Source organism: Pseudochelatococcus sp. B33 (genome assembly GCF_053570585.1).
The window spans coordinates 85,319-107,649 of the sequence record NZ_JBSEFH010000017.1 but is presented as its reverse complement, the minus strand read 5'-3'; the positions used below and the strand labels follow the sequence as shown (position 1 = coordinate 107,649).

The window sequence follows — 22,331 nt, the reverse complement described above, 5'->3', positions numbered from 1 at the left end:
CATGGACACCTTCTACGCCATGTTGGGCGGGTTCGCCGTCGCTCTGACGTTCTCGAACATCGCCTATTGCGCGCTCGGCGTGACGCTCGGCACCGTCATCGGCCTGTTGCCGGGGCTCGGCTCCTCCACCGGCGTGGCGCTGCTGCTGCCGCTCACGCTCGGGCTCGATCCCCTCACGGCCATGATCCTCCTCGCCGGCATCTATTACGGCGCGCAGTATGGCGGCACGATCTCGTCGGTCCTGGTTGCGACGCCGGGGGAGGCGAGTTCGGTGCCGACCGTGCTCGACGGCTACAAGCTCGCCCGGCAGGGGCGGGGCGGAGCGGCGCTTGCCATCGCCGCCATCGCCTCCTTCCTGGCCGGCACGATCAGTATTGTGTTCCTGAGCCTGGCGCTGGTGCCGCTTGCCCAGGTCGCGCTGAAGTTCGGCCCGCCCGAGACCTTCGCCCTGATGCTGTTCGGCATCATCAGCGTGGTGGGGCTGGCGAGCGGAGACCTCTTCAAGGGCTTCGTCATGGCGGCGGTCGGCGTGCTGATCTCGACCGTCGGCATCGACGCGATGACCGGCACGGCGCGGTTCACTTTCGGCCTGACCGAACTGCTCGGCGGCATCGATTTCCTCTACGTCGTCATCGGGCTGTTCGCCGTCAACGAGGTGTTGAAGGCGGTCGGAAGCGGCCAGCCCGAACCGTTGCGCACGCGCTTCAGCGACATGGTCGTGAGCCGCGAGGACCTGCGTCTCTCGGCGATGCCGATCTTTCGCGGCGGCCTGCTCGGCTTCGTATTCGGGATCATTCCCGGCGCCGGCGCGACGCTTGCCTCGTTCTTCGCCTACGACGTCGAGCGCCGCGTCGCCCGCAAGAAGGGGATCACCCTGGGCACGGGACGGATCGAGGGGGTCGCCGGCCCGGAGGCGGCCAACAACTCCTCGGTCAACGGCTCCTTCATTCCCACGCTGGCGCTCGGCATTCCGGGCTCGGCGACCACCGCGATCCTGCTCGGCGGCTTCCTGCTGTTCGGCATCCAGCCGGGTCCGCTGCTGGTGAAGGAGCAGTCCGGTCTGGTCTGGGGCCTGATCGCGTCGTTCTATGTCGGCAACATCCTGTTGCTGATCCTCAATCTGCCGCTGGCGCCGGTCTTCGCGCTGATGCTGCGGTTCCGTTACTGCTTCCTGTATCCCGGCATTCTGGTGTTCAGCATCCTCGGCGCCTACTCGCTCGAGAACGACCTGTTCGGGATCTGGATCGTCATCGGCTCGGCCGCGATCGGCCTTGCCCTCACGTCCTATGGCTATCCGGCGGCGCCGCTCATTCTCGGCCTCGTCCTGGGACGGCCGCTCGAAACCTCGCTGGTCCAGACGTCCTCGATGGGGACAGGCAACCTCCTCATCTTCTTCGAGAGGCCCATCGCGGTGATCCTGCTCGCGCTCTCGCTGGCGAGCGTCGTTGTGCCGCCCATCGTCGCCCATCTCAATGTTCTTCGAAAATCGAAGACGGAACAAGGTCTTGCCCGGGAGTCGCGCTAGAGCGCCTTCCGATCGGCTGGAACCTTTGGATCGATCGGAATTCGCTCAGGATCAAAGAGCTACAGGCGGCCCCGACAATCCTTGCACATGTGACTCACTACTTACAGGAATGGAGACCTTCTATGAAAATCACTGCCGTCGAAACCTACCTCGTCTCGGCCCCGCTCGAGGTCATCTGGCAGACCGGCATCGGTACCGGCACGCGGCGTGATGAGCTTCTTGTCGTCGTGCGTACCGACGAGAACGTCTACGGCCTCGGTTCGTCCTACCACGCCCATGCCCCTCTTGCCGTGAAGGCCATCATCGACGAGAAGCTGGCGCCCATGGCGATCGGCGAGGATGCGCTCGACGTTCAGGGCGTCTGGGAAAAGCTGTTCTACGGCTCGGTCTATCTCGGCGCGTCTGCGGTCTCGGGAATCTCGGGCATCGACATCGCGCTGTGGGACATTCTCGGCAAGGTTTCGGGCCAGCCGGTCGCCCGCCTGCTCGGCGGCGGCGGGGTCGACCGTGTGGCCGCCTATGTCGGCTGCATGGTGCTCGGCCACAAGCCGATGGAGGAGCTGCTCGCCGAGGCCAAGTCCTATGCTGACATGGGCTTCAAGGCGCTCAAGGTCCGCGGCGGCGCCGGCGTCGAGCGCGACGTGGAGGTGGTGCGGCAGGTACGCGAACTGCTCGGCCCGGACGTCGACGTGATGATCGACATGAACGCCAGCTACAGCTGGAGCGAGGCGGTGCGGGTGGCGCGCGGTCTCGGCGAGGTCGGCGCCTTCTGGATGGAGGATCCGTTCGATTTCACCATCGCCAACCATCATGACGACGTCGGCCGCCTCACCCGCATGGGGCTGGTGCCGATCGCGTCCGGCGGCAACGTCTATTCGCGCTATGACGTGCGCAACCTCTTCGAGCGCGGCGGCGTCGATTTCATCACTCCGGACGCGGTGAAGTGCGGCGGCATATCGGAGGCGATGAAGGTCGCCCACCTCGCCAGCGCGTTCAACGTCCAGGTCGCGCCCCACACGCTGAACGGCCTCGGCCAGGTCGCGAACATCCACTTCGCCGCCGCGATCCCGGCGCATGTGCGCGGCCATGTGGAGTGGGACCCCGGCGCGAGCAACCCGCTGCGCGATGAGATGCTCACCCATCCCGTCGAGGTGGTCGACGGCTTCCTCACCGTACCGACCCGGCCCGGCCTCGGCACCGACGTCAAGTGGGACGTCGTGCGCCAGTTGCCGTTCAGCACCGGTGAGGAGATCAAGGGCCACGGCAAGCGCCGGGTGCGGCGCTGGAACAGCGCGCCGAACCCCGCGCCGGCGCAGAAGCACTAGCCGGCGACGGTCTGACCGCCGACTGCATCGAAGGCGCTTCGTGCGATGGAGGAGGGAGCCCCCCAGGGGCTCCCTCTTTGCGTCTGGACCCCGCGCATACGCGGGCCGATCCCGCCCGACAAGCGCTCACTATATCGGCAGGGAATAGCAGAAGCACGAGATAGTCTGATAACTCCGCCCGCGACTTTGCTAGGACAATGGATCACGACGCAAGTCGGCGAGACAAGCAGCGAGGGCGGAGACATGGAGCGGTCGATGACGGAAAGAGAGTATGACGTCGTTGTCGTTGGAGGCGGGAATGCGGCGTTGTGCGCGGCTCTGTCGGCGCGGGAGAACGGCGCCAGCGTGCTCTTGCTGGAGCGCGCCCCCGAAGAGGAACGCGGCGGCAACAGCTCCTACACCGAAGGCCTGATGCGCTTCGTCTATTCCGGCGCGGACGACATTTTCGCGCTGTCCCCCGATCTCACCCCGGAAGAAATGGACAGCGATTTCGGCAGCTACACGGAAGACCAGTTCTTCGACGACATGGCGCGCGTCACCCACAATCGGACGGACCCCAACCTGTGCGAGATCCTGGTGCGCCAGAGCAATCCGACCATGCACTGGATGGTGAAGCAGGGCGTGAAATTCTATCCGCAGTTCGGCCGGCAGTCCTTCAAGGTCAACGGCCGGTTCAAGTTCTGGGGCGGCGCGACGCTGGCCGCCTGGGGCGGCGGGCAGGGGCTCGTCGATACGCTCTATCTCGCTGCGCAAAAGGCGGGGGTCGACGTGCGCTACAACGCCTGGGTGCGGGAGCTCGTCAGTTCGGACGCCGGCGTTGAGGGCGTGATCGTCAAGCTGGACGGCGCCACCCGTGAGATCAGGGCCGGGGCGGTGGTGCTCGCCTGCGGCGGGTTCGAGGCGAACAGCGAATGGCGCAGCAAGTATCTCGGTCCGGGCTGGGATCTCGCCAAGGTGCGCGGCAGCAAGTTCAACACCGGCGACGGGCTGGAGATGGCGTTGAGGATCGGCGCTCAGCCGAAGGGCAACTGGTCCGGCTGCCATGCCGTCGGCTGGGAGCGCTATGCCGAGGATTTCGGCGACCTCGCCGTTACCGGAGACTACGAGCGGGACAGTTATCCCTGGTCGATCATGGTCAACGCCGCCGGCAGACGCTTCCTCGACGAAGGCGCGGACATCCGCAACTATACCTACGCGAAATACGGACGGGTGATACTGGAGCAGCCCGGCCAGTTCGCCTGGCAGATCTTCGATGCCTCCGTTGCTCACCTCCTGCGCCCGGAATACGCAACCCGCCGCGTCACGCGGGTGAAGGCGAACACGCTGGAGGAACTGGTGGACAGGATGGGTGACGTCGATCGCGACACGTTCCTGAAAACGGTGCGTGAGTTCAACGCCGCCGTCAAACGGGACGTCCCCTTCGATCCCACCGTCAAGGACGGGCGCTCCACCGAGGACGTGGAGCCGCGCAAATCCAACTGGGCCAATCCGATCGAAACCCCGCCGTTCGAGGCCTATGCCGTCACCTGCGGCATCACCTTCACCTTCGGCGGCCTGTGCATCTCGACGGACGCGCAGGCGATCGACAGCGGCGCGCTGCCGATCCCGGGCCTCTACGTGGCCGGCGAACTGGTCGGCGGCCTGTTCTACTTCAACTATCCCGGCGCCACGGGCCTGATGAGCGGCGCCGTCTTCGGGCGGATCGCCGGACAGAACGCCGCACGCGAGGCACTGAACAGGGCGGGTTCCGACCGCCGCAAGGTGACGTCCAGCGCCGTCTAGCGCGGCAGATATAAGAAAAAAAATCGCATATAGAAACATATATGTTGGTTTGAACGATGTATTAAGAGGAAAATAGAATTGTAAACTCGATTTCATTTACAGAAATTGAGTTCATGTTTCGACAATAAATTTAACGACGGCGGCGAGATAGACCGCTGACATGAATGAACACTGGCTAGGGCGGATTGCAGGAGGGAGGGGAACGTCTTGATCGCTTCGAAGGATTCAACGAAGGTCGGCTTCGTCGGTATCGGCAACATGGGCCAGTCCATGGCCCGCCATCTGGTGGAAGCCGGATGGGATGTCACCGTCTACGACACCGACGCCCGGAAGGCCGAAACCTTCGCGGCCGCGCAGAGATGCGTCCACGCCAGCTCGCTCGCCGAACTCGGCGAACGGTCGGACGTGGTCGTGCTGATGCTGCCCGACGGCGGGATCGTGCGCCGCGTCGCGCTGGGCGGCGGCGGGGAGGACGACTGCCTGCTGCGGACCATGAAGCCCGGCGGCACGATCATCGACATGAGCTCGTCCGCGCCGGTCGGCACGCGCGAGCTGGGCAAGGCGCTTCAGCCGTTCGACATTGCGTTGCTGGATGCGCCCGTATCGGGCGGCACGAAGGGTGCCGTCGCCGCGACGCTGGCGATCATGGTCGGTGGCGACCGCGCGCTGGCCGAGCGTTTCGACCCGTTGCTGGCGACGATGGGCCGGCGCTTCCATATCGGCCCCCTCGGTGCGGGACACGCCGTCAAGGTGCTGAACAATTACGTGTCCGCCGCGGGTCTGGCCGCTGCGGCGGAGGCGCTGCTCGTCGCCGAGCGCTTCGGGGTGGACGGCGGGGTCCTCGTCGATGTCCTCAATGCGTCGACCGGCCGCAACAACAGCACCGAGAACAAGTTCAGGCAGTACATCCTCAACCGGGCCTACAATTCCGGCTTCTCGCTCGACCTGATGGTCAAGGATCTGAAACTGGCCATGGAGGTTGCCGAAGCCTGCGAGGTGCCGGCCGCCCTCGGCCATGCCTGCCTGCATCTCTGGGAGGATGCGCAATCGTGGAACGGCCCCGATGCCGATCATACCGAGTTCGCGCGTTTCGTGACCGAGAGCGCGAGCGCCGGAAAGGAGGTGGAGGCAAGCCCATGACGGCCACGACACCTATGACACACGCACTCAGGCGTCGATTGCTGGCCGGCGAAACGGTCGCGGTCTGCAATACGGATTTCCCGACGCCGCGTCTGGTCGAGTTTGTCGGTACCCTCGGCTTCGACGCCGTATTCATCGATTGCGAGCATGCCGCCACCGATTTCACGGCGGTGGAGGAGCTTGCGCGGGCGGCACGGGCAGCCGGGATGGCGTCGATCCTCCGCCCCTGGTCCAACGAGACCGGGCTGATCAACCGTTATCTCAGTTGCGGGGTGGACGGCATCCAGACGCCCCATGTGGAGACGCGCGCCGAGGTCGAGGCGATCGCGGACGGAATTGCCCAATGGGAGGGAGATCACACCGGCAAGTTGCTGGTGGCGATGATCGAATCCGAGACGGCCGTCGCCAACCTGCCCCAGATGCTCGACGCGGAGGCTGTCGACGTGTTCTATGTCGGAGCCTTCGACCTCGCCCAGTCCATGGGTCTCAAGGGCCGGCCGGATCATCCGGCGGTCAGGCGGGCCGTGGAGACGGCGATCGGCGCCGTCGCGCGAGCCGGGCGGGCGGCCGGTCTGAATGTTCAGGGTGATCTCGATGCGGTCGCGCATTATCGCCGTCTCGGCCTGCGCTGGATCAACGTTCATCTGAAAGCGCTCGTCGGTAGCCCCGCGAGGGGTTTTCTCGACAGCGTCCGTGGGCCGCTCGCGCCGGCCTGAGCCGGGTTGTGATAGTTGAAGACAAGAACGGCAGTCGGAGGAGGCGGTCATGTACGGCCATATCTATCACGATTTCGAGCGGGCGCCGCCCGGCCTTGTCGAGCGGTTCAAGACCGTCGCAACCTCCACCCTGAGCGATGCGATGGGCCGCCACGGCGCGATGCGGCCGGAGATCCGCCCGATCTTCGAGAACATCGCCATGGTGGGCTCGGCCTTCACGGTGCTCTGTTTCCCCGGCGACAACATCATGGTGCACAAGGCCGTCCATATGATGCGGCCGGGGGATGTGCTCGTTGTCGACGCCGGCGATCCCGATAGCGGCTGCTTCGGCCATCGCAGCGCCATGCAGGTGCGGGCGCGCGGCGGCGTCGGCGTCGTCGCCAGCGGCACCATTCGCGATGTCGCGCTGCTGCGGCGCGATCGCTTCCCGGTCTTTGCGCGCGGCATCTCGCCGCGCGCGCCGCAGAAGAACACGCCCGGCTCGATCAACGTCCCGGTTCATGTCGGCGGACTGGTGGTCTCGCCCGGCGACATCGTCGTCGGCGACGACGACGGCGTGGCCGTGGTGCCGCGTCTGCTGGCCGAGCGGGTTCTGGCAACGGCGATGGAGCGGGACCGCGTCGAGACCGAGGCCATGGAGAAGGGCAACCTGAACGAGTTGCTTCCCGATCCCGCTCACGGCACGCTCGATATTGACAGACTGCTGAAGGGAAAGGTGGTCGACCACTTCGAATAGCCCGATCCGGCGGCATCGGGCTGATCAGGACACGTGCTTTCACGGGAGGCGACGGCATGCAGCGGTTCCAGCATTATATCGATGGCCAGTACGTCGATCCGATCGGCGGCGAATGGTTCGAGACGTTCAATCCCTATACGGCCAAGCCATGGGCCTGGATCGCGCGCGGCAATGCCGCGGACGTGGACCGGGCCGTCGAGGCGGCGCACGCGGCCGTCACGAAGGGGCCCTGGGCGACGAGCACCGCGAGCGAGCGCGGGGCGCTGCTGCGGCGCATCGGCGATCTCGTCGCGCGGGATGCCGAACGCCTCGCGGCAACGGAGGTGCGTGACAACGGCAAGCTGATGGCCGAGATGCTGGCGCAGATGCGCTACATGCCAAACTGGTACTACTATTACGGCGGGCTCGCCGACAAGGTCGAAGGCGCGGTCATTCCGCTCGATAAGCGCGGTTATCTCAACTACACCCGCTACGAGCCGCTCGGTGTCGTGGGGATCATCACGCCGTGGAATTCGCCGCTGATGCTGACGGCGTGGAAGCTCGCGCCCGCGCTCGCGGCCGGCAATACGGCTGTCATCAAGCCTTCGGAATTCACCTCCGCATCGGTGCTGGAGTTCGTCAAGCTGGTCGAGGAGGCCGGCGCCCCGAACGGACTGGTCAACGTCGTCACGGGGTTCGGCGACGAGGTTGGCGTGCCGCTCGTCGACCATCCGAAGGTCGCGAAGGTGGCGTTCACGGGGTCGGACGCGACGGGCAGGAAGATCTACGCGCTGGCCGCGCAGACGATGAAACACGTGACGATGGAGCTCGGCGGCAAGTCGCCGAACATCGTCTTCGCCGATGCGGACCTGGACGAGGCGGTCAACGGCGCCATTTCGGGGATCTTCGCCGCGACCGGGCAAACCTGTATCGCCGGCTCGCGGCTGCTGGTCGAGGATAGCGTGCACGATGCCTTTCTCGACCGCCTCGTCGACAAGGTGCGGACGGCGCGGATGGGCGATCCGGCCCAGATGGAAACGCAGGTCGGCCCCATCACCACCTTGCCGCAATACAACAAGGTGCTGCACTACATCGATGTCGCCGTGGGCGAGGGGGCAAAGCTCGTCCTTGGCGGAAAGCCGGGCGAGCTGCCCGAATGCGGCGACGGCTGGTTCGTCGAGCCGACGATTTTCAAGGATGTCGACAACCGCATGCGCATCGCGCAGGAGGAGGTGTTCGGGCCTGTCCTGTCGGTCATCCGCTTCAAGGACGAGGAGGACGCGGTTCGCATCGCCAATGAAACGATCTACGGCCTAGCCGCCGGCGTCTGGACGCGGGATGTCGGTCGCGCCGTGCGCATGACGGAGGCACTGAGCGCGGGAACGGTGTGGGTGAACACCTATCGCGCGACGAGCTACATGTCGCCGTTCGGCGGCTACCGCCAGAGCGGCCTCGGGCGGGAGAACGGCACCGAGATGATCAAGGAGTATCTGCAGGTGAAGAGCGTCTGGATGAATTTCGGCGCGCCTTCGGCCAATCCCTTCGTGCAGAGGTGACATCGCCGCGCGATCTCGGAAGGGATTGAGGTCATCGCCTCACGCCTGGGCGCAGGAGAGGCAGCGGGGCGGCAAAGAAGAAAGCTATAACCAGGACGGGCGGGAACCATGAAAATTCACATCACCAAGGATTTCCTGAGTGGCGCGCTATTCGGCGCGATCGGGCTCGGAACCATCGCCATGGGGGTCAGCTACCGGCTGGGAACGCCGGGGAACATGGGGCCAGGATATTTTCCTGTCATGCTCGGCGTCATCATGGCGCTCATCGGCCTGACGATGCTCATCCGCTCGATGCTGAATCCCGAAGCGTCGGACGGCGTCGCCAGCTGGGAAGTCCGGCCGCTGGTCTTCGTGCTGGCCGCCGTGTTCGTGTTCAGCCTGCTGATCGATTCACTGGGCGTCATCGTCGCGGTGGCGAGCCTCGTGCTGATCGGCCGGCTGGGTGGACGCGAGGGCAGCATGTCCGAGCTTGCCGTCATGATCGTGGCCATGACGGTCCTGGCGGTCGGCATCTTCGTCTACGGCCTTAACATCCCCCTGAAGTTGAGGCCCTGGTGATGGAACTGCTGCAGCATCTCTCGCTCGGTTTCGGCGTCGCCCTGTCGCCGATGAACCTCGCCTACTGCTTCGTCGGCGCGCTGCTGGGCACGTTCATCGGCGTCCTGCCCGGCGTCGGGCCTCTCGTCACCATCGCCGTGCTTCTGCCGCTCACCTTCGGCCTGCCGCCGGAGGGGGCGATGATCATGCTTGCCGGCATCTACTACGGCGCGGCCTATGGCGGTTCGACGACCGCCATTCTGGTCAACCTCCCCGGCGAATCGTCATCGGCCGTCACCTGCATCGACGGCTATCAGATGGCGCGCCAGGGACGCGCCGGTCCGGCGCTGGCGATCGCCGCCATCGGCTCCGTCGTCGCCGGCTGCTTCGGCACGCTGCTGATAGCGCTGGTCGGGCCGCCGCTCGGCGCGGTGGCGCTGAAGTTCGGCGCGGCGGAATATTTCTCGCTGATGTTCATGGCGCTGATCTGCTCCTCCGCCCTCGTCCGCGGTTCGCTGGTCAAGGGCATGGGCATGGCGTTCTGCGGCGCGATCTTCGGACTGGCGGGAACTGACGTCAACACGGGCATCGACCGCTTCACCTTCGGCTTGCCGGGGCTCATGGAAGGGTTCGATTTCGTCGTTGTGGCAGCCGGGCTTTTCGCGTTTTCGGAGATCGTGGCCAACCTCGGCGCGCCGCTTCAGCGCGACGTCCTGACCAAGCGGGTGACGAACCTCATGCCGACGCGCGCGGATCTCGGAGCCTCGTGGAAGCCCATACTGCGCGGCACGGGCATCGGCTCGATCCTCGGCGTGCTGCCGGGGGCGGGGCAGACGATCGCCTCCTTCGCCTCCTATGCACTCGAAAGAAAGCTCAGCCGTGATCCCTCCCGGTTCGGCAAGGGGGCGATCGAAGGCGTGGCCGGGCCTGAATCGGCCAATAACGCGGCCGCGCAAACGCACTTCATTCCGACGCTGACGCTCGGCATTCCGAGCAGCGCGACCATGGCGCTGCTTCTCGGCGCGCTGATGATCCATGGCATCACCCCCGGTCCTCAGGTGATGACGCTGCACCCCGATCTGTTCTGGGGACTGGTCGCCAGCATGTGGATCGGCAACCTGATGCTGGTCATCCTCAATCTGCCGCTGGTCGGCTTGTGGGTCACGTTTCTCAAGGTTCCCTATCGCTGGCTGTATCCGCTCATCCTCATGTTTTCCTGCATCGGCATCTACACGGTGAACATGAGCCCCAGCGACGTCGCCTTCGCGGCCTTCTTCGGCCTGCTCGGCTACATCTTCCTGAAGCTGGATTGCGAGCCGGCGCCCTTCATCCTGGGCTTTCTGCTCGGGCCGATGATCGAGGAGAACTTTCGCCGCGCCATGCTGCAGTCACATGGCAATCCGGAAGTCTTCGTGAGTTCGCCGCTGAGCGCCACCTTCCTGATCATCGCGCTCTGCATGATCCTGCTGATGGTCGCCCCCTCGATCCGCAAACAGAAGGATCAGGCAATAGCGGAGGGCTAGAGCACGCCTCGGAGAGGTGAGCGAGGACAGAGAGTTGGAACGGGATGACCTTCCGGCGGAAGGTCATCCCGTTCCCATGCGGTTCGGGCCGCCGGCCGGGGGCGGATGCCGGTTGCGGGCGTTTCCTCGGAGCGGCCATCCTTTTTCGATAATGTCATATTTTTCATGACTGATTTGCCGCAAGCGGCATAGACTGGGGCCCGATTGCAATCAGTGCAGGGGAGGTCCATGGTTCAGCTTCGCCAACTCCGGTACGTCATCGAGGTCAACCGGCAGGGCAACCATATTTCCGCCGCCGCTGAGGCTTTGAACACCTCCCAGCCCGGCATGAGCAAGCAGATTCAGGAGCTGGAGATCGAACTCGGCTTCTCCATTTTCCAGCGCAGCCGGAACCGCGTGATCGGGCTGACCGACCCCGGCCGGGAAGTCGTGGAGATAGCCCAGCGCATTCTCAACGAAGTCCAGAGCCTCAAGAACATCCGCGAAGACTACGGCGCCCAGGAAGAAGGCACGCTGACGATCGCGACGACGCACACCCACGCCCGCTACATCCTGCCGCGCGTCATCAAGAGTTTCGTGCAGCGCTATCCGCAGGTGCGGATCGGATTGCAGCAGGGCAATCCGACGGAAATCTGTGAGGCCGTGGAGGCCGGCAAGGCCGATCTTGCGGTGGGCACGGAAACGATACGGCCCTTTCCGCAGCTCCTGCAGCTGCCGTGCTACCAGATAACGCGCATCCTCATCGCGCCCAAGGCGCACCCCATTTTGCGGATCAAGACTCTGACCCTGGAAGCCATCGCCAAATATCCGATGATCGCGCACGACCCGCATCGCAGCGGACGGTGGAAGATCCTCGACGCCTTCGAGAAGCGGGGGATCACGCCGACGATCCTCTTCAATGCCGTCGACGCCGACGTGGGCAAGACCTATGTGGAGATGGGCCTCGGCATCGCCATCATGGCGTCCGACGCCTTCGATCAGGCCCACGACAGGCTTTTGCGCGCCCGCGATGCGAGCCATCTGTTCGACGCCAGCACCAGCTACGTCACGTTGCGCACGGACACCTACATCCGCCGCTTCATCTTCGATTTCATCGCGCTTCTGGCGCCGACGCTCACGCCGGACCACGTGCGTTCGACCCTGCGGGCGCGCGAGCGCGAACGCCTGGCGAGATAGGCCGGCTTCCCCGCCTCCCGCCAGCCGCGTCCCATGGACGGCGAGTCCGCGCTAGTATTCCTGGGGTGCATACTACTATCGGAAAACACGCTTTGCACCGCTGATACCCGCTCACTAAACTCCCATCAGCCAAGCATAACACGGGAGGAAACCGCTTAACTCCCGGGCCTTAGCACAGGGGAGGAAGCCATGTTCATTCGTCGTCGCCACATCGTCGGACTTGCGTTGTCGCTCGTCGCGCTGCCAGCCGCGCCGGTCTTTGCCCAGTCCGAAAACTATCCCAGCCAGACCGTCAGGATCGTCTCGCCGTTCGAGGCGGGCGGCGGCACCGACATCATGGCGCGCGAGCTCGCGAACAAGCTCAAGGACTTGTGGAACAACAACCCGGTCATCGTCGAGAACAAGGCCGGCGCCGCCGGCAATCTGGGTACGGATATCGTCGCCAAGTCGAAGCCCGACGGCTACACTCTGCTGCTGACGACGAATGCGACGATCGTCATCAACCCGCAGCTTTTCGGCGACCGCGTCAAGTATGATCCGGTCAAGGATCTCGTGCCGATATCCATGCTGTCGGCGTTGCCGTTCGTGTTTCTGGTGCCCCCGACGTCGTCGGCCACGACGATGGAAGAGTTTCTGGAACTGGCCCGGCAGAGCCCCGGCAAGCTCAGTTGCGGCTCGTCGGGCGTCGGCGGCGGCGCGCATCTGGCGCTGGAAATGCTGAAGGGCAGGACAGGTGTCGAGATCACCCACCTTCCCTATAAGGGAACCGGCTCATCGATCACCGCGCTGCTCGGCGGGCATATCGACTGTCTGTTCGTGTCCATCCTCAGCGCTTCGCCCTACATCAAGCAGGAGCAGGCGCGCGCCCTGGCGGTGAGCAGCCTTCAGCGCAACCCGTCCCTGCCCGACATTCCCGCCGTTGCGGAACTGCCCGGCCTGGATGGGTTCGAGTCGGATCTCTGGTACGGCTTGCTGGCGCCCGCCGGCACGGACCCGCAGATCGTGCGGAAAGTCCATGAAGGGGCCAAGGCCCTGATCGACGATCCCGAGTTCCGCAAGCGCTACGAGCCGACCGGCGCGGTTCTCGTGGGCAACACGCCCGAGGAGTTCTCGGAGCAGATCAAGAGCGACATCCAGAAATGGACGGACGTCGTCCAGCAGTCCGGCATCGCCAGCGAGCTCTGACAGCCTCCGGACCGATCCGGATGGTCCGCGCGGCGAGGGCGCGTGGACCCGTCCGGGCTTTGCTGAAGCTTCCCCTCACGCCTTGCATGGGAGTCAACGTGAAACCACAATCTGCACCTCGTCTTTGGCCGGGCGACATCTTCGACGCGCTCAAACGGGCGGATGTGAGACAGGTCGCCTACGTTCCGGACGCCGGGCATATCGAGCTGATATCGAGCTGCGTCGCCGATCCCGCCATGGAGGCCGTCTCGCTGACGACGGAGGAGGAGGGCGTCGCCATGCTCGCCGGCGCCTGGCTCGGCGGGGACAGGGGGGCGCTGCTGATGCAGTCGTCGGGCGTCGGCAACTGCATCAACATGTTGAGCGTGCCCCTCCATTGCCGCATGCCGCTGCTGATGATCGTCACGATGCGCGGCGAGTGGGGTGAGTTCAACCCCTGGCAATTGCCGATGGGGCAGAACACCGAACGCGTCTTCCAGGATATGGGCGTCTACGTCCAGCGTGCCACCCACGCGGAGGAGGTGGGACAGATCGTCTATGCCGCCGCGCAACTCGCCTTTTCGTCCAGCTGCGTGGTTGCCGTGCTTCTCGGCCAGCGGCTCCTCGGTTTCAAGGACTGGAGCAAGTGACCATGACCGACACACGACAGGGCACCATGGATCGCCGCGAGGTCATGAGGGCAATCGTGGCGCAACGCGGGACGGCGCTGATAGTCACGGGCCTCGGCTCCACGACCTATGACGCGGGCACGGTCGACCATCCCAATACGTTCTGCCTCTGGGGCGGGATGGGCGCTGCCGCCATGACCGGCCTCGGGCTTGCGCTCGCCCAGCCCGACCGCCGCGTTCTCGTCGTGACCGGCGACGGGGAGATGCTGATGGGGATCGGCGCGCTCGCCACCATCGGGGCGCGTCGTCCGCCGAATCTCGCCATTGCGGTCATCGACAACGAGCACTACAGCGAGACCGGCATGCAGCCGACGCACACGCGCCGCGGCGTCAGCCTGGCGGGCATCGCGGGCGCGTGCGGCTTCGCGGGGGTGGAAACGGTCTACACGGAAGAGGAACTCGCTGCCGTGGTCCCGAAGCTCTTTTCGGCCGACGGGCCTTTCTTCGTGGCCATCAAGGTGAACCAGCAACGCTATCCGATGTCGATCCGCGTCCGCGATGGCGCGCATCTGAAGGACCGCTTCCGGGAAAACCTTCTCGGCGCCGAGCGTGCCTATTCCTGAGCCCCGGGCCGATGTCCGTCGTCTCGCCGCGCCCGTCCATCGCGACGGGCGCCCTCGAGCGCGCCTTGTCGGCACACCGGAGACAGGGAGGGAAGATGTCCCGAAAGCAGGATTGGAAGGTTGCCCTCGCAGGCGAGTGCATGATTTCCCGGCCCTTTTCCGTCTGCGGGGAGCCGGAATTCCTCGCGGTGCTCGACCTGCTCAGGAACGCCGACGTCACCTATGCGCATCTTGAAATGAACTTCGGGGATGCCGATGATCTCGAATGGTCGTCGCGCGGCGACTGGGTGGCGAGCTACATGATCGCGGAGCCGGCGCTGGCGGCAGAGCTCAAGACGGCGGGTATCGATCTGCTGTCGCTCGCCCACAATCACAGTTTCGATTTCGGTGTCTCCGGCCTCCTGTCGACCATCCGGCACTGCCGGGCGGCGGGCTTCGCCTGCGCCGGCACGGGACGCGACCTGGAGGAGGCGCGCGAGCCGGCCTTCCTCGAAACCCGCATGGGGCGCGTCGCTCTCGTCTCCACGAGCTCGGGGAACAAGGCCTATGAATGGGCGAGCCATCCCAAGGCCCAGCTTCGCGGCCGCCCCGGTGTCAACCCCCTGCGGGTGTCCATGCAATACGCGGTGGATGCCGAGGCCGCCTCGCAGTTGCAAAGGCTCGCCGGCATGCTCGGCATCGGCCGGCTGCAGAAGAACGAGGCGGGCGAAGACGAGATCGCGCTGAATTTTCCCGGCGACCAGTCGACGCGCACGTCTCCCGTCTTCGTTCAGCGTGACGATTTCGGGGTGTTCAGCGACTGCCATCCGCGCGATCTCGATGGCAATCTGCGGTCGATCAATGAGGCCGCCGCCATGGCCGACCTCGTCATGGTCGCCCATCATTACAACATCGCCGAGGGGCCGCGCGGCGACGGCCCGCCGCGTTTCGCCCGGCAGTTCGCCAGGGCCGCGATCGAGGCCGGGGCCGATATCTACATCGGCCATGGCTGGCACAAGACCCTCGGCATCGAGATTCATCGCGGCAAGCCGATATTCTACGGTGTCGGCAATTTCATCGCCCAGTCGGAGTTCGTCCGCCGCGTGCCCTATGACAGCTACGAGGCCTGGGGGCACGATGTCGACCGCCTGCCGACGCTCAACGCCGCCGCCTATCCGCTGCATCCGGGCCTCGACCTCGCACCCTGGTGGAGTTCGGCGGTGTTCGAGCTGGCGTATGACGGCGACGCGCTGCGGGAAATCCGCCTGCACCCGGTCGAGATGGGCAGGCGGGCGACGCCCGACGGCACGCTCATCACCCGGCGCACCGGCAAGGGGCCGCATCCGCTGACGGAAGGGCGCCCCTTTCTCGCCGACAAGGGGAACGGCGAGGCCGTCCTCCAGCGGCTCAGGACGCTTTCGGAACCATTCGGGACGCGGATCGACATCGAGGACGGCATCGGCGTCATCCGGCTTTGACGGCAACGGCGCCCCGCGACCGGGCCGAGGAAGGATATCGACATGGAGAGCATGACCGTGCCAAGCCACGCTCATGAACTGATCGACTTCGCACGAGGCATATCGCTCGACACGCTGCCGCCGGAGGTCGTGGAGCAGGCGCGGATCTGCCTTCTGGAGGCGCTCGGCTGCGGCATCTTCGGCGCTACCCGGCCCTGGTCGCGCATCCTTGCGGCGGAGATGGTGTCCGAGCGGTCGCAGGGCGCGAGCACCGTCATCGGCCGGCCGGAAAAGCTCGCGGCGCCGGCCGCGGCCCTTTGCAACGGCACGGCGATCCACGGCTATGAGCTCGACGACCTGATCGCGGAGTCCGTTGTCCATCCGGGAGCGGCGGTGATCCCGGCGGCGCTTGCGGCGGGCGAGGCGGTCGAGGCCGGCGGCGCCCGGCTGATCGAGGCCATCGTCGCCGGCTACGAGGTGATGCATCGCGTTGGCCTCGCGCTGGGGGCGGAGCCGTCAAGACGCGGATTTCACGTGACCAGCCTTTCCGCTCCCGTCGCCTGCGCGGCGGCGGCCGGCGTCGTCATGGGCCTGACGCGCGACAGGCTTCTGTCCGCCGTGGGGCTGGCCTGCTCGGCCGCCGGCGGCATCAAGAGCTTCGCCATCGGCAGGGGCGGCGGCATGGTCAAGCGGCTGCATCTCGGCCGCGCGGCCGAGGCCGGCGTGCGCGCCTGCCGGCTCGCCGAACGGGGCTTCCTCGGCCCGCCCTTCGCCATCGACAGCCGTTTCGGCCTCCTGGAGGTCTTCGGGGGCGACAGCGCGGTGCCGGCCCGGCTCAGCCAGGGGCTCGGTTCGGACTGGGCGATCGGGAAAACCTGGTTCAAGGTCTTCCCGATCTGCGGCTGGATCCAGTCCGCCGTGCAGTCGCTGCTCGAATTGCGGGGGCCGGAGCCTCTGGACCCGGCCGGCGTCGTGTCTGTGCGCGTGGGCGTCAGCAGATACGCCGTGCAGAACAACAGCGAGCCGGCGCCTGTCGACACGATGGGCGCGCAATACAGCATCCCCTATTGCGCCGCGCTCGCCCTCACGGGCAACCCGAGGGACCCCGACATGTTCTCTGTCGAGGCCGTCGGCCGGCCCGAGATCCGGGCGCTGGCGCAGCGGGTGGAGGTCGTCGTCGATCCCCGCATCGAGGCGGTCTATCCGCGCCAGTACGGTGCGAGCGTCACCCTGACGCTCGCCGGCGGCCGCACGCTGGAGGGGATGGTGCTCGATTGCCACGGAACGCCCGCGGACCCCTGCAGCGAGGCCGAAAGCGCCGACAAGTTCAGGCTGCTGACGCGCGGCCGGCTCTCCGTCCCACAAGCCGAGGCCCTGACCCGGCGCGTGCGGACGCTCGCCGATCTCCCTTCGGTCCGCTTGCTCACGCAAGCCTTGTCGGAAGCCGATACGCCATGACCTCCCATCTGCATGACATCACCGCACGCGACATCGATCTCGGGATAGACCGGACCTACCGCCTCTTCTCCGTGCCGGCGCTCGAAGAGAACGGGATCGGCAAGGTGTCGCGGATGCCGGTGTCGCTGCGCATCGTGCTGGAATCCGTGCTGCGCAACTGCGACGGCAAGAAGGTGCTGCCCGAGCATGTCGAGGCGCTGGCCAACTGGCGGCCGAACGCGGCGCGCACGGAGGAAATCCCTTTCACGATCGGGCGCATCGTTCTCAACTGCGCCGCCGGGATACCGCTGCTCGGGGACCTGACGGCCATGCGTGGCGCGATGATGCGGCGCGGCTATCCCGCCGAGACTGTCGGTCCCCGGGTGCCCGTCGACATGGCGCTCGACCACACGCTGACGGTCGATTATCACGGCAGGGCGGATGCCATCGGGCTCAACACGGCGCTCGACATACGCCGCAACGCCGAGCGCTACCGCTTCGTGAAATGGGCGATGCAGGCCTATGGCGGCATCCGGCTTTTCCCCCCCGGCTCCGGCATCCTGCATCAGCTCAATCTGGAGCTGCTGGCCCCCGGTTTTCTGGTCAGGGACGGTGTCTGCTATCCCGATACGCTGGTCGGATCGGATTCCCACACCTGCATGATCGCGGGCCTCGGCGCCGTCGGCTGGGGTGTGGGCGGCATCGAGGCGCAGGCGGCCCTGCTCGGCCATCCGGTCTTCTTCCTGACGCCGGATGTGGTGGGCGTTCACGTCTCCGGCGCGCTGCGCGAGGGCGTGACCGCCACGGACCTCGTCCTCCACGTGACGGAAATGCTGCGCAAGGCGAAAGTGGTCGGAAAGTTCGTCGAATTCTTCGGCGAAGGGGTGGCGACGCTCAGCGTCCCCGATCGTGCGACGATCGCCAACATGGCGGTCGAATACGGCGCGACCATCGGCTACTTTCCGGTCGACGGGCAGACGTGCCTCTACCTCCGGCAGACCGGGCGTCCCGAGGAGAGGGTGCGCGCTGTCGAAAGACTGTATCGCGCGCAAGGATGTTTCGGCGCACCGAAACCGGGCGAGATCGACTATTCCGAGGTTCTCGGGCTGGATCTTGCGGCCGTCGAGCCCAGCGTGGCGGGGCCGAAGCGGCCCCAGGACCGCGTGTCGCTGGGGCGGCTCAAGACGCGCTTCGCCGAGGTGCTCGCCGCCCCTGTGAGCGACGGCGGCTACGGCAAGCCGGCGGCCGTCGCCCGCGCCGCCGGCGAGCCGGAGAACGCCCGCCATGTCATGCGCGACGGCGACGTCGTCATCGCCGCGATCGCCTCCTGCACGAACACATCCAATCCCGATGTCATGCTGACGGCCGGATTGCTCGCGCGTAACGCCGTCGCACGCGGCCTGAGGGCCAAACCCTGGGTCAAGACCTCCCTGACGCCGGGGTCGATGGTGGTCAGCCGATATCTGGAGGCGACGGACCTGCAGCCGGCGCTCGACGCCCTCGGCTTCGTCGTCGCGGGCTACAGCTGCGCCACCTGCGTGGGGGCGTCCGGGCCGATCGATCCCGCGCTCGAAAACGAGATCGCCGCCGGCGACGTGGTGGCGTGTGCCGTGCTTTCCGGCAACCGCAACTTCGAGGCGCGCATCCATCCGGCGGCGCGGGCCGCCTTTCTGGCCAGTCCGCCGCTGGTGGTGGCCTTCGCGCTGACGGGGCGCGTCGACATCGATCTCCTGACCGAGCCGCTGGGGGCGGGATCGGACGGCAAGCCCGTCTATCTGCGCGACATCTGGCCGACGCCGGAAGAGCTGGCGCAGGTGCAGACCTTTGCGGCGAACCCCGATTTCTACCGCCAGACCTATGCCGGGGACATCGCCGCGCGCGATCCGAACTGGAAGACGATACCGCAGGCGACAGGCGTGCTCTACCCCTGGGAAGAGGCCTCCACCTATCTGAAGGAGCCGCCGTTCCTGGCGCCGGAATTGTCCGTCTCCGCGCTGGAGCCGATCCATGGCGCGCGGGCGCTTGCGATCCTGGGGGATTCCGTCACCACCGATCATATCAGTCCGATCGGGACCATCCGGCATAATTCTCCGGCCGGGACCTATCTGAGCGGCCTCGGCGTCGCGCCCGCGGACTTCAACAATTTCGGCGCACGCCGGATGAACCACGAAGTCATGGTGCGCGGCGGCTTCGGCAACCAGCGGCTGCGCAATCTGATGGTGCCGGGCGTGGAGGGGGGCTTCACCGCGTATCAGCCCGGCGGCGAACGCATGAGCGTCTATGACGCGGCGCTTCGCTACAGGGCCGCCGGCGTGCCGCTGATCGTCGTCGCCGGCCAGGAATACGGCACCGGCAGCGCCCGCGACTGGGCGGCGAAGGCGACGCGGCTGCTCGGCGTGCGGGCCGTGGTGGCCGAAGGCTTCGAGCGCATTCATCGCAGCAATCTCGTCGGCATGGGCGTCCTTCCGTTCCAGCTCGCCGACGGGGTGCGCACGGCCGATCTCGGCCTCGACGGTTCGGAGGTCTTCGATATCGCCGGGCTCGACCGGCACGCCTGGCCGCGCCAGCCGTTGACGCTCGGCATCCGCCGCGCCGACGGAAGCAGGACGGAGGCGCCCCTCGTCCTGCGTCTCGATACGCCGATCGAGGTCGACTATGCCCGCGCCGGCGGGCTCATGCCCTACATTCTCGGCGAGCTCGTCGTCGCGGCGAGACTGTCGCAGGCCGCATCGTGATGCCGGTCTGCAGGCGTGCCGCTCGATCGCCGTCAAGCCTTGCCGTCACGCTTTAATTCTTTCTTTCCGAATAATCTATTCCAAGGAAGGATGCCGCTTGTGGTGATCGTGCTCAGGCAGGCAAGCAGGACATGAAAAGGAGAGGGTACATGGATCAGGATATCTACGAGAAGGGCCTCGCCATCCGCCGCGCGACGCTGGGCGATGCCTACGTGGACAAGGCGCTTGCCCAGGCGGATGATTTCACGCAGGACTTGCAGCAACTGGTCACGACCTATTGCTGGGGAGAGATCTGGGGCCGCGAGGGGCTCGACCGGAAAACCCGCTCGCTCATCAACCTGGCCATGATCAGTGCCCTCAATCGTCCGCACGAACTGGCCGCGCATGTGCGCGGCGCGATCAACAACGGGCTGAGCAGGGATGAGATCAAGGAGGTGTTCCTTCAGGTCGGCATCTATTGCGGTGTGCCGGCAATGGTCGACAGTTTCCGGATCGGCCGGGAGGTCCTGAAGGAAATCGACGCCGGCGCGGCTCCCGATCAGGGGGAAGCGCCCGATCCTTCAAAAGAATGATGCATCGATAAGGGGATAAAGCGGGATGGCGATTCAACCGCAAGTTGTCCAGCTCCCCGAAAAAAGCTGTCACGCCTGAGCCCCGTCGCCGCTTCGCTGACCGCCCCCTCGCACGGAAAGACCGTTTTCCATTCCGGCGTCCGGCTTCGGCTGCCCGGGAGCCTCCCGGCGCGCGACGGTGAGGCATGCTGACAGAGCGCTTGTCCGATCAAATCGAATCATTCAATCGATCAGAACTCGCTCAGAAGAAAGAAGTGAGGGGATTTCGCCGTTTCACGGAGACGATGAAACCCTCCGGGGGAGGTTATCACGATCCGGCCGTTCGATGCGTGGACAAGATGGGGCAGGATGCCCTTTGCCTTCGGCCTCGCCGCGCTCGCGGGCTTCTGCGGCGCGGCCTATCATATTCCTCTCGCCTGGATGCTGGGGCCGCTGCTCGCCGCCGCGTGCCTGTCCCTGGCGGGAGTCGATCTGCGCCCGAACGAGAATCTCAGGAAATTCGGCCAGCTCACGATCGGCACCGCCGTCGGCCTCAACATGACCGCGAGCGTGCTGGCCGAACTCGGCAGCTGGCTGCCGCTGATGGTTTTCAGCGCCCTGTTCTCGGTCCTTGCATCGTGTGTGATGGGGGTGATCCTCGCGAGAATGGCGCGGCTCGATCAGAAAACGGCGTTCTTCGCCAGCCTGCCCGGGGGACTGGCGGAAATGGGCAATATCGGCATGCAGATGCACGCGCGCGCCGAGCCGATCGCGATCGTCCATACGCTGCGCGTGGCGCTTGTCGCCATCGTCACGCCGTCCATCCTGCTGGCGTTCGGCACGCCGCACCCCAGCACATTGCCGGCCTCGCAGATCGTCGATCCCTACTGGGCCGTGGGGCTCATCGCCGGCGGCGCGGGATTCGCCTATCTGCTCGGCTTCGCCCGATTGAACAACCCCTACATGATCGGCGCGGTCGTGTTCACGGCGATTTTCGCGTCCCAGGACCTCGTGTCGGGCAAGATGCTGCCGCCGGTGTTCGCGCTGGCCCAGCTGCTGATCGGTTTTGCCGTCGGCTGCCGGTTTCGCCGCGATATATTGACCAGGCTGCCGCGCGTGGCGCTGTGCAGTGTGATCTCGATCCTCGGGCTCGGCCTGGTGATGGCCGGTTTCGCCTGGCTGCTATCCCTCACGATTGACATGGAATTTCCGGCTGCGATGCTGGCGACGTCGCCCGGCGGCCTCTCCGAGATGACCGTGACGGCCGAAATCCTGCACCTGGCGGTGCCGGTCGTCGTCGGCTTTCAGGTGGTCCGGGGTGTGCTGGTCAACAGCCTGGCCTCCTACTATTTCATGATATTCACCCGATCGGGCATGCTTGGATTCCTCCAGAAGCTGCTGGGCGTGGGCGCCGAGGACTATAATTGACCGCCGGCGCCGTTCGAGCGTCATGATCCGCGACGTCTTCTCCCGCGTGTGACGCCGGCGAGGGGTGCCGCGCCGCCGGGGCAGGGGGACGAATCGGACCGGATTCGTTGCGGACGGCGTGCCGGTGCCAACCCTGTTGAACGATTCAAAAACAGGTGGCCGATTGTCGCACGATGCGGAGTCCCGCAGGCGTCGTCCGGTGCCCTGGCAAGCCATCAAAATTCAACCCATTGAAAATGAATGATAATAAATCGCCCTGTCGGAACGCTACGCGTCGCGTGCTGTAGCGGATCAATATGAAACGTTTTATTGACATGCGTCCCGGCTGCTCAT

Annotated in this window: 18 protein-coding genes; all 18 read left to right on the top strand. The window is 65.7% G+C overall.

Annotation, left to right across the window (positions count from 1 at the left end):
- The first annotated feature begins 1 nt into the window (after position 1).
- The 18 genes from ACUSIJ_RS19045 (at position 2) to ACUSIJ_RS18960 (ending at position 21,998) form a co-directional block, all read left to right on the top strand.
- Complete coding sequence (locus tag ACUSIJ_RS19045) at positions 2-1,525, top strand: tripartite tricarboxylate transporter permease (protein WP_449309989.1); 1,524 nt, start codon at positions 2-4, stop codon at positions 1,523-1,525.
- Positions 1,526-1,647: 122 nt separating this feature from the next.
- On the top strand, positions 1,648-2,850 hold the full coding sequence (locus ACUSIJ_RS19040) for a mandelate racemase/muconate lactonizing enzyme family protein (protein ID WP_449309988.1): 1,203 nt from the start codon (positions 1,648-1,650) through the stop codon (positions 2,848-2,850).
- A 255-nt stretch (positions 2,851-3,105) separates the two neighbouring features.
- Positions 3,106-4,632, top strand: a complete 1,527-nt coding sequence (tcuA, locus tag ACUSIJ_RS19035) for an FAD-dependent tricarballylate dehydrogenase TcuA (protein WP_449309987.1) — start codon at positions 3,106-3,108, stop codon at positions 4,630-4,632.
- Between the two features lie 207 nt (positions 4,633-4,839).
- Positions 4,840-5,772 (top strand): NAD(P)-dependent oxidoreductase, encoded by a 933-nt coding sequence (locus ACUSIJ_RS19030; RefSeq protein WP_449309986.1) that lies wholly within the window; start codon positions 4,840-4,842, stop codon positions 5,770-5,772.
- The gene (locus ACUSIJ_RS19025; protein WP_449309985.1) at positions 5,769-6,488 is read left to right on the top strand and encodes an aldolase/citrate lyase family protein; all 720 of its coding nucleotides are present in this window, start codon (positions 5,769-5,771) and stop codon (positions 6,486-6,488) included. The genes ACUSIJ_RS19030 and ACUSIJ_RS19025 overlap by 4 nt, the downstream gene beginning before the upstream one ends.
- Before the next feature lie 49 nt (positions 6,489-6,537).
- The gene (locus tag ACUSIJ_RS19020) at positions 6,538-7,224 is read left to right on the top strand and encodes a 4-carboxy-4-hydroxy-2-oxoadipate aldolase/oxaloacetate decarboxylase (protein ID WP_449309984.1); all 687 of its coding nucleotides are present in this window, start codon (positions 6,538-6,540) and stop codon (positions 7,222-7,224) included.
- A 56-nt stretch (positions 7,225-7,280) separates the two neighbouring features.
- Positions 7,281-8,759 (top strand): aldehyde dehydrogenase, encoded by a 1,479-nt coding sequence (locus ACUSIJ_RS19015; RefSeq protein ID WP_449309983.1) that lies wholly within the window; start codon positions 7,281-7,283, stop codon positions 8,757-8,759.
- Between the two features lie 108 nt (positions 8,760-8,867).
- Entirely contained in the window at positions 8,868-9,317 is a 450-nt protein-coding gene (locus ACUSIJ_RS19010) for a tripartite tricarboxylate transporter TctB family protein (protein ID WP_449309982.1), read from the top strand.
- Complete coding sequence (locus ACUSIJ_RS19005) at positions 9,317-10,819, top strand: tripartite tricarboxylate transporter permease (RefSeq protein WP_449309981.1); 1,503 nt, start codon at positions 9,317-9,319, stop codon at positions 10,817-10,819. The genes ACUSIJ_RS19010 and ACUSIJ_RS19005 overlap by 1 nt, the downstream gene beginning before the upstream one ends.
- 228 nt (positions 10,820-11,047) lie before the next feature.
- Complete coding sequence (locus ACUSIJ_RS19000; protein WP_449309980.1) at positions 11,048-11,995, top strand: LysR substrate-binding domain-containing protein; 948 nt, start codon at positions 11,048-11,050, stop codon at positions 11,993-11,995.
- Positions 11,996-12,184: 189 nt separating this feature from the next.
- Positions 12,185-13,180 carry a Bug family tripartite tricarboxylate transporter substrate binding protein gene (locus tag ACUSIJ_RS18995; RefSeq protein WP_449309979.1) on the top strand — a complete coding sequence of 332 codons (996 nt, stop codon included), beginning with the start codon at positions 12,185-12,187 and terminating at the stop codon, positions 13,178-13,180.
- Between the two features lie 86 nt (positions 13,181-13,266).
- Positions 13,267-13,809 carry a thiamine pyrophosphate-binding protein gene (locus ACUSIJ_RS18990; RefSeq protein WP_449309978.1) on the top strand — a complete coding sequence of 181 codons (543 nt, stop codon included), beginning with the start codon at positions 13,267-13,269 and terminating at the stop codon, positions 13,807-13,809.
- A 2-nt stretch (positions 13,810-13,811) separates the two neighbouring features.
- On the top strand, positions 13,812-14,411 hold the full coding sequence (locus tag ACUSIJ_RS18985) for a thiamine pyrophosphate-dependent enzyme (protein WP_449309977.1): 600 nt from the start codon (positions 13,812-13,814) through the stop codon (positions 14,409-14,411).
- Between the two features lie 95 nt (positions 14,412-14,506).
- Complete coding sequence (locus tag ACUSIJ_RS18980) at positions 14,507-15,868, top strand: CapA family protein (RefSeq protein ID WP_449309976.1); 1,362 nt, start codon at positions 14,507-14,509, stop codon at positions 15,866-15,868.
- 42 nt (positions 15,869-15,910) lie between these two features.
- Complete coding sequence (locus ACUSIJ_RS18975) at positions 15,911-17,305, top strand: MmgE/PrpD family protein (RefSeq protein WP_449309975.1); 1,395 nt, start codon at positions 15,911-15,913, stop codon at positions 17,303-17,305.
- A complete protein-coding gene (gene acnA, locus ACUSIJ_RS18970) occupies positions 17,302-20,019 on the top strand; it encodes an aconitate hydratase AcnA (RefSeq protein ID WP_449309974.1) in 2,718 nt (905 codons plus the stop codon). Before ACUSIJ_RS18975 ends, acnA begins: the two co-directional genes overlap by 4 nt.
- Before the next feature lie 149 nt (positions 20,020-20,168).
- Positions 20,169-20,591: a carboxymuconolactone decarboxylase family protein gene (locus ACUSIJ_RS18965; RefSeq protein WP_449309973.1), complete on the top strand. Its 423-nt coding sequence runs from the start codon at positions 20,169-20,171 to the stop codon at positions 20,589-20,591.
- A 348-nt stretch (positions 20,592-20,939) separates the two neighbouring features.
- Positions 20,940-21,998 carry an AbrB family transcriptional regulator gene (locus tag ACUSIJ_RS18960; RefSeq protein WP_449309972.1) on the top strand — a complete coding sequence of 353 codons (1,059 nt, stop codon included), beginning with the start codon at positions 20,940-20,942 and terminating at the stop codon, positions 21,996-21,998.
- Positions 21,999-22,331: the final 333 nt, after the last annotated feature.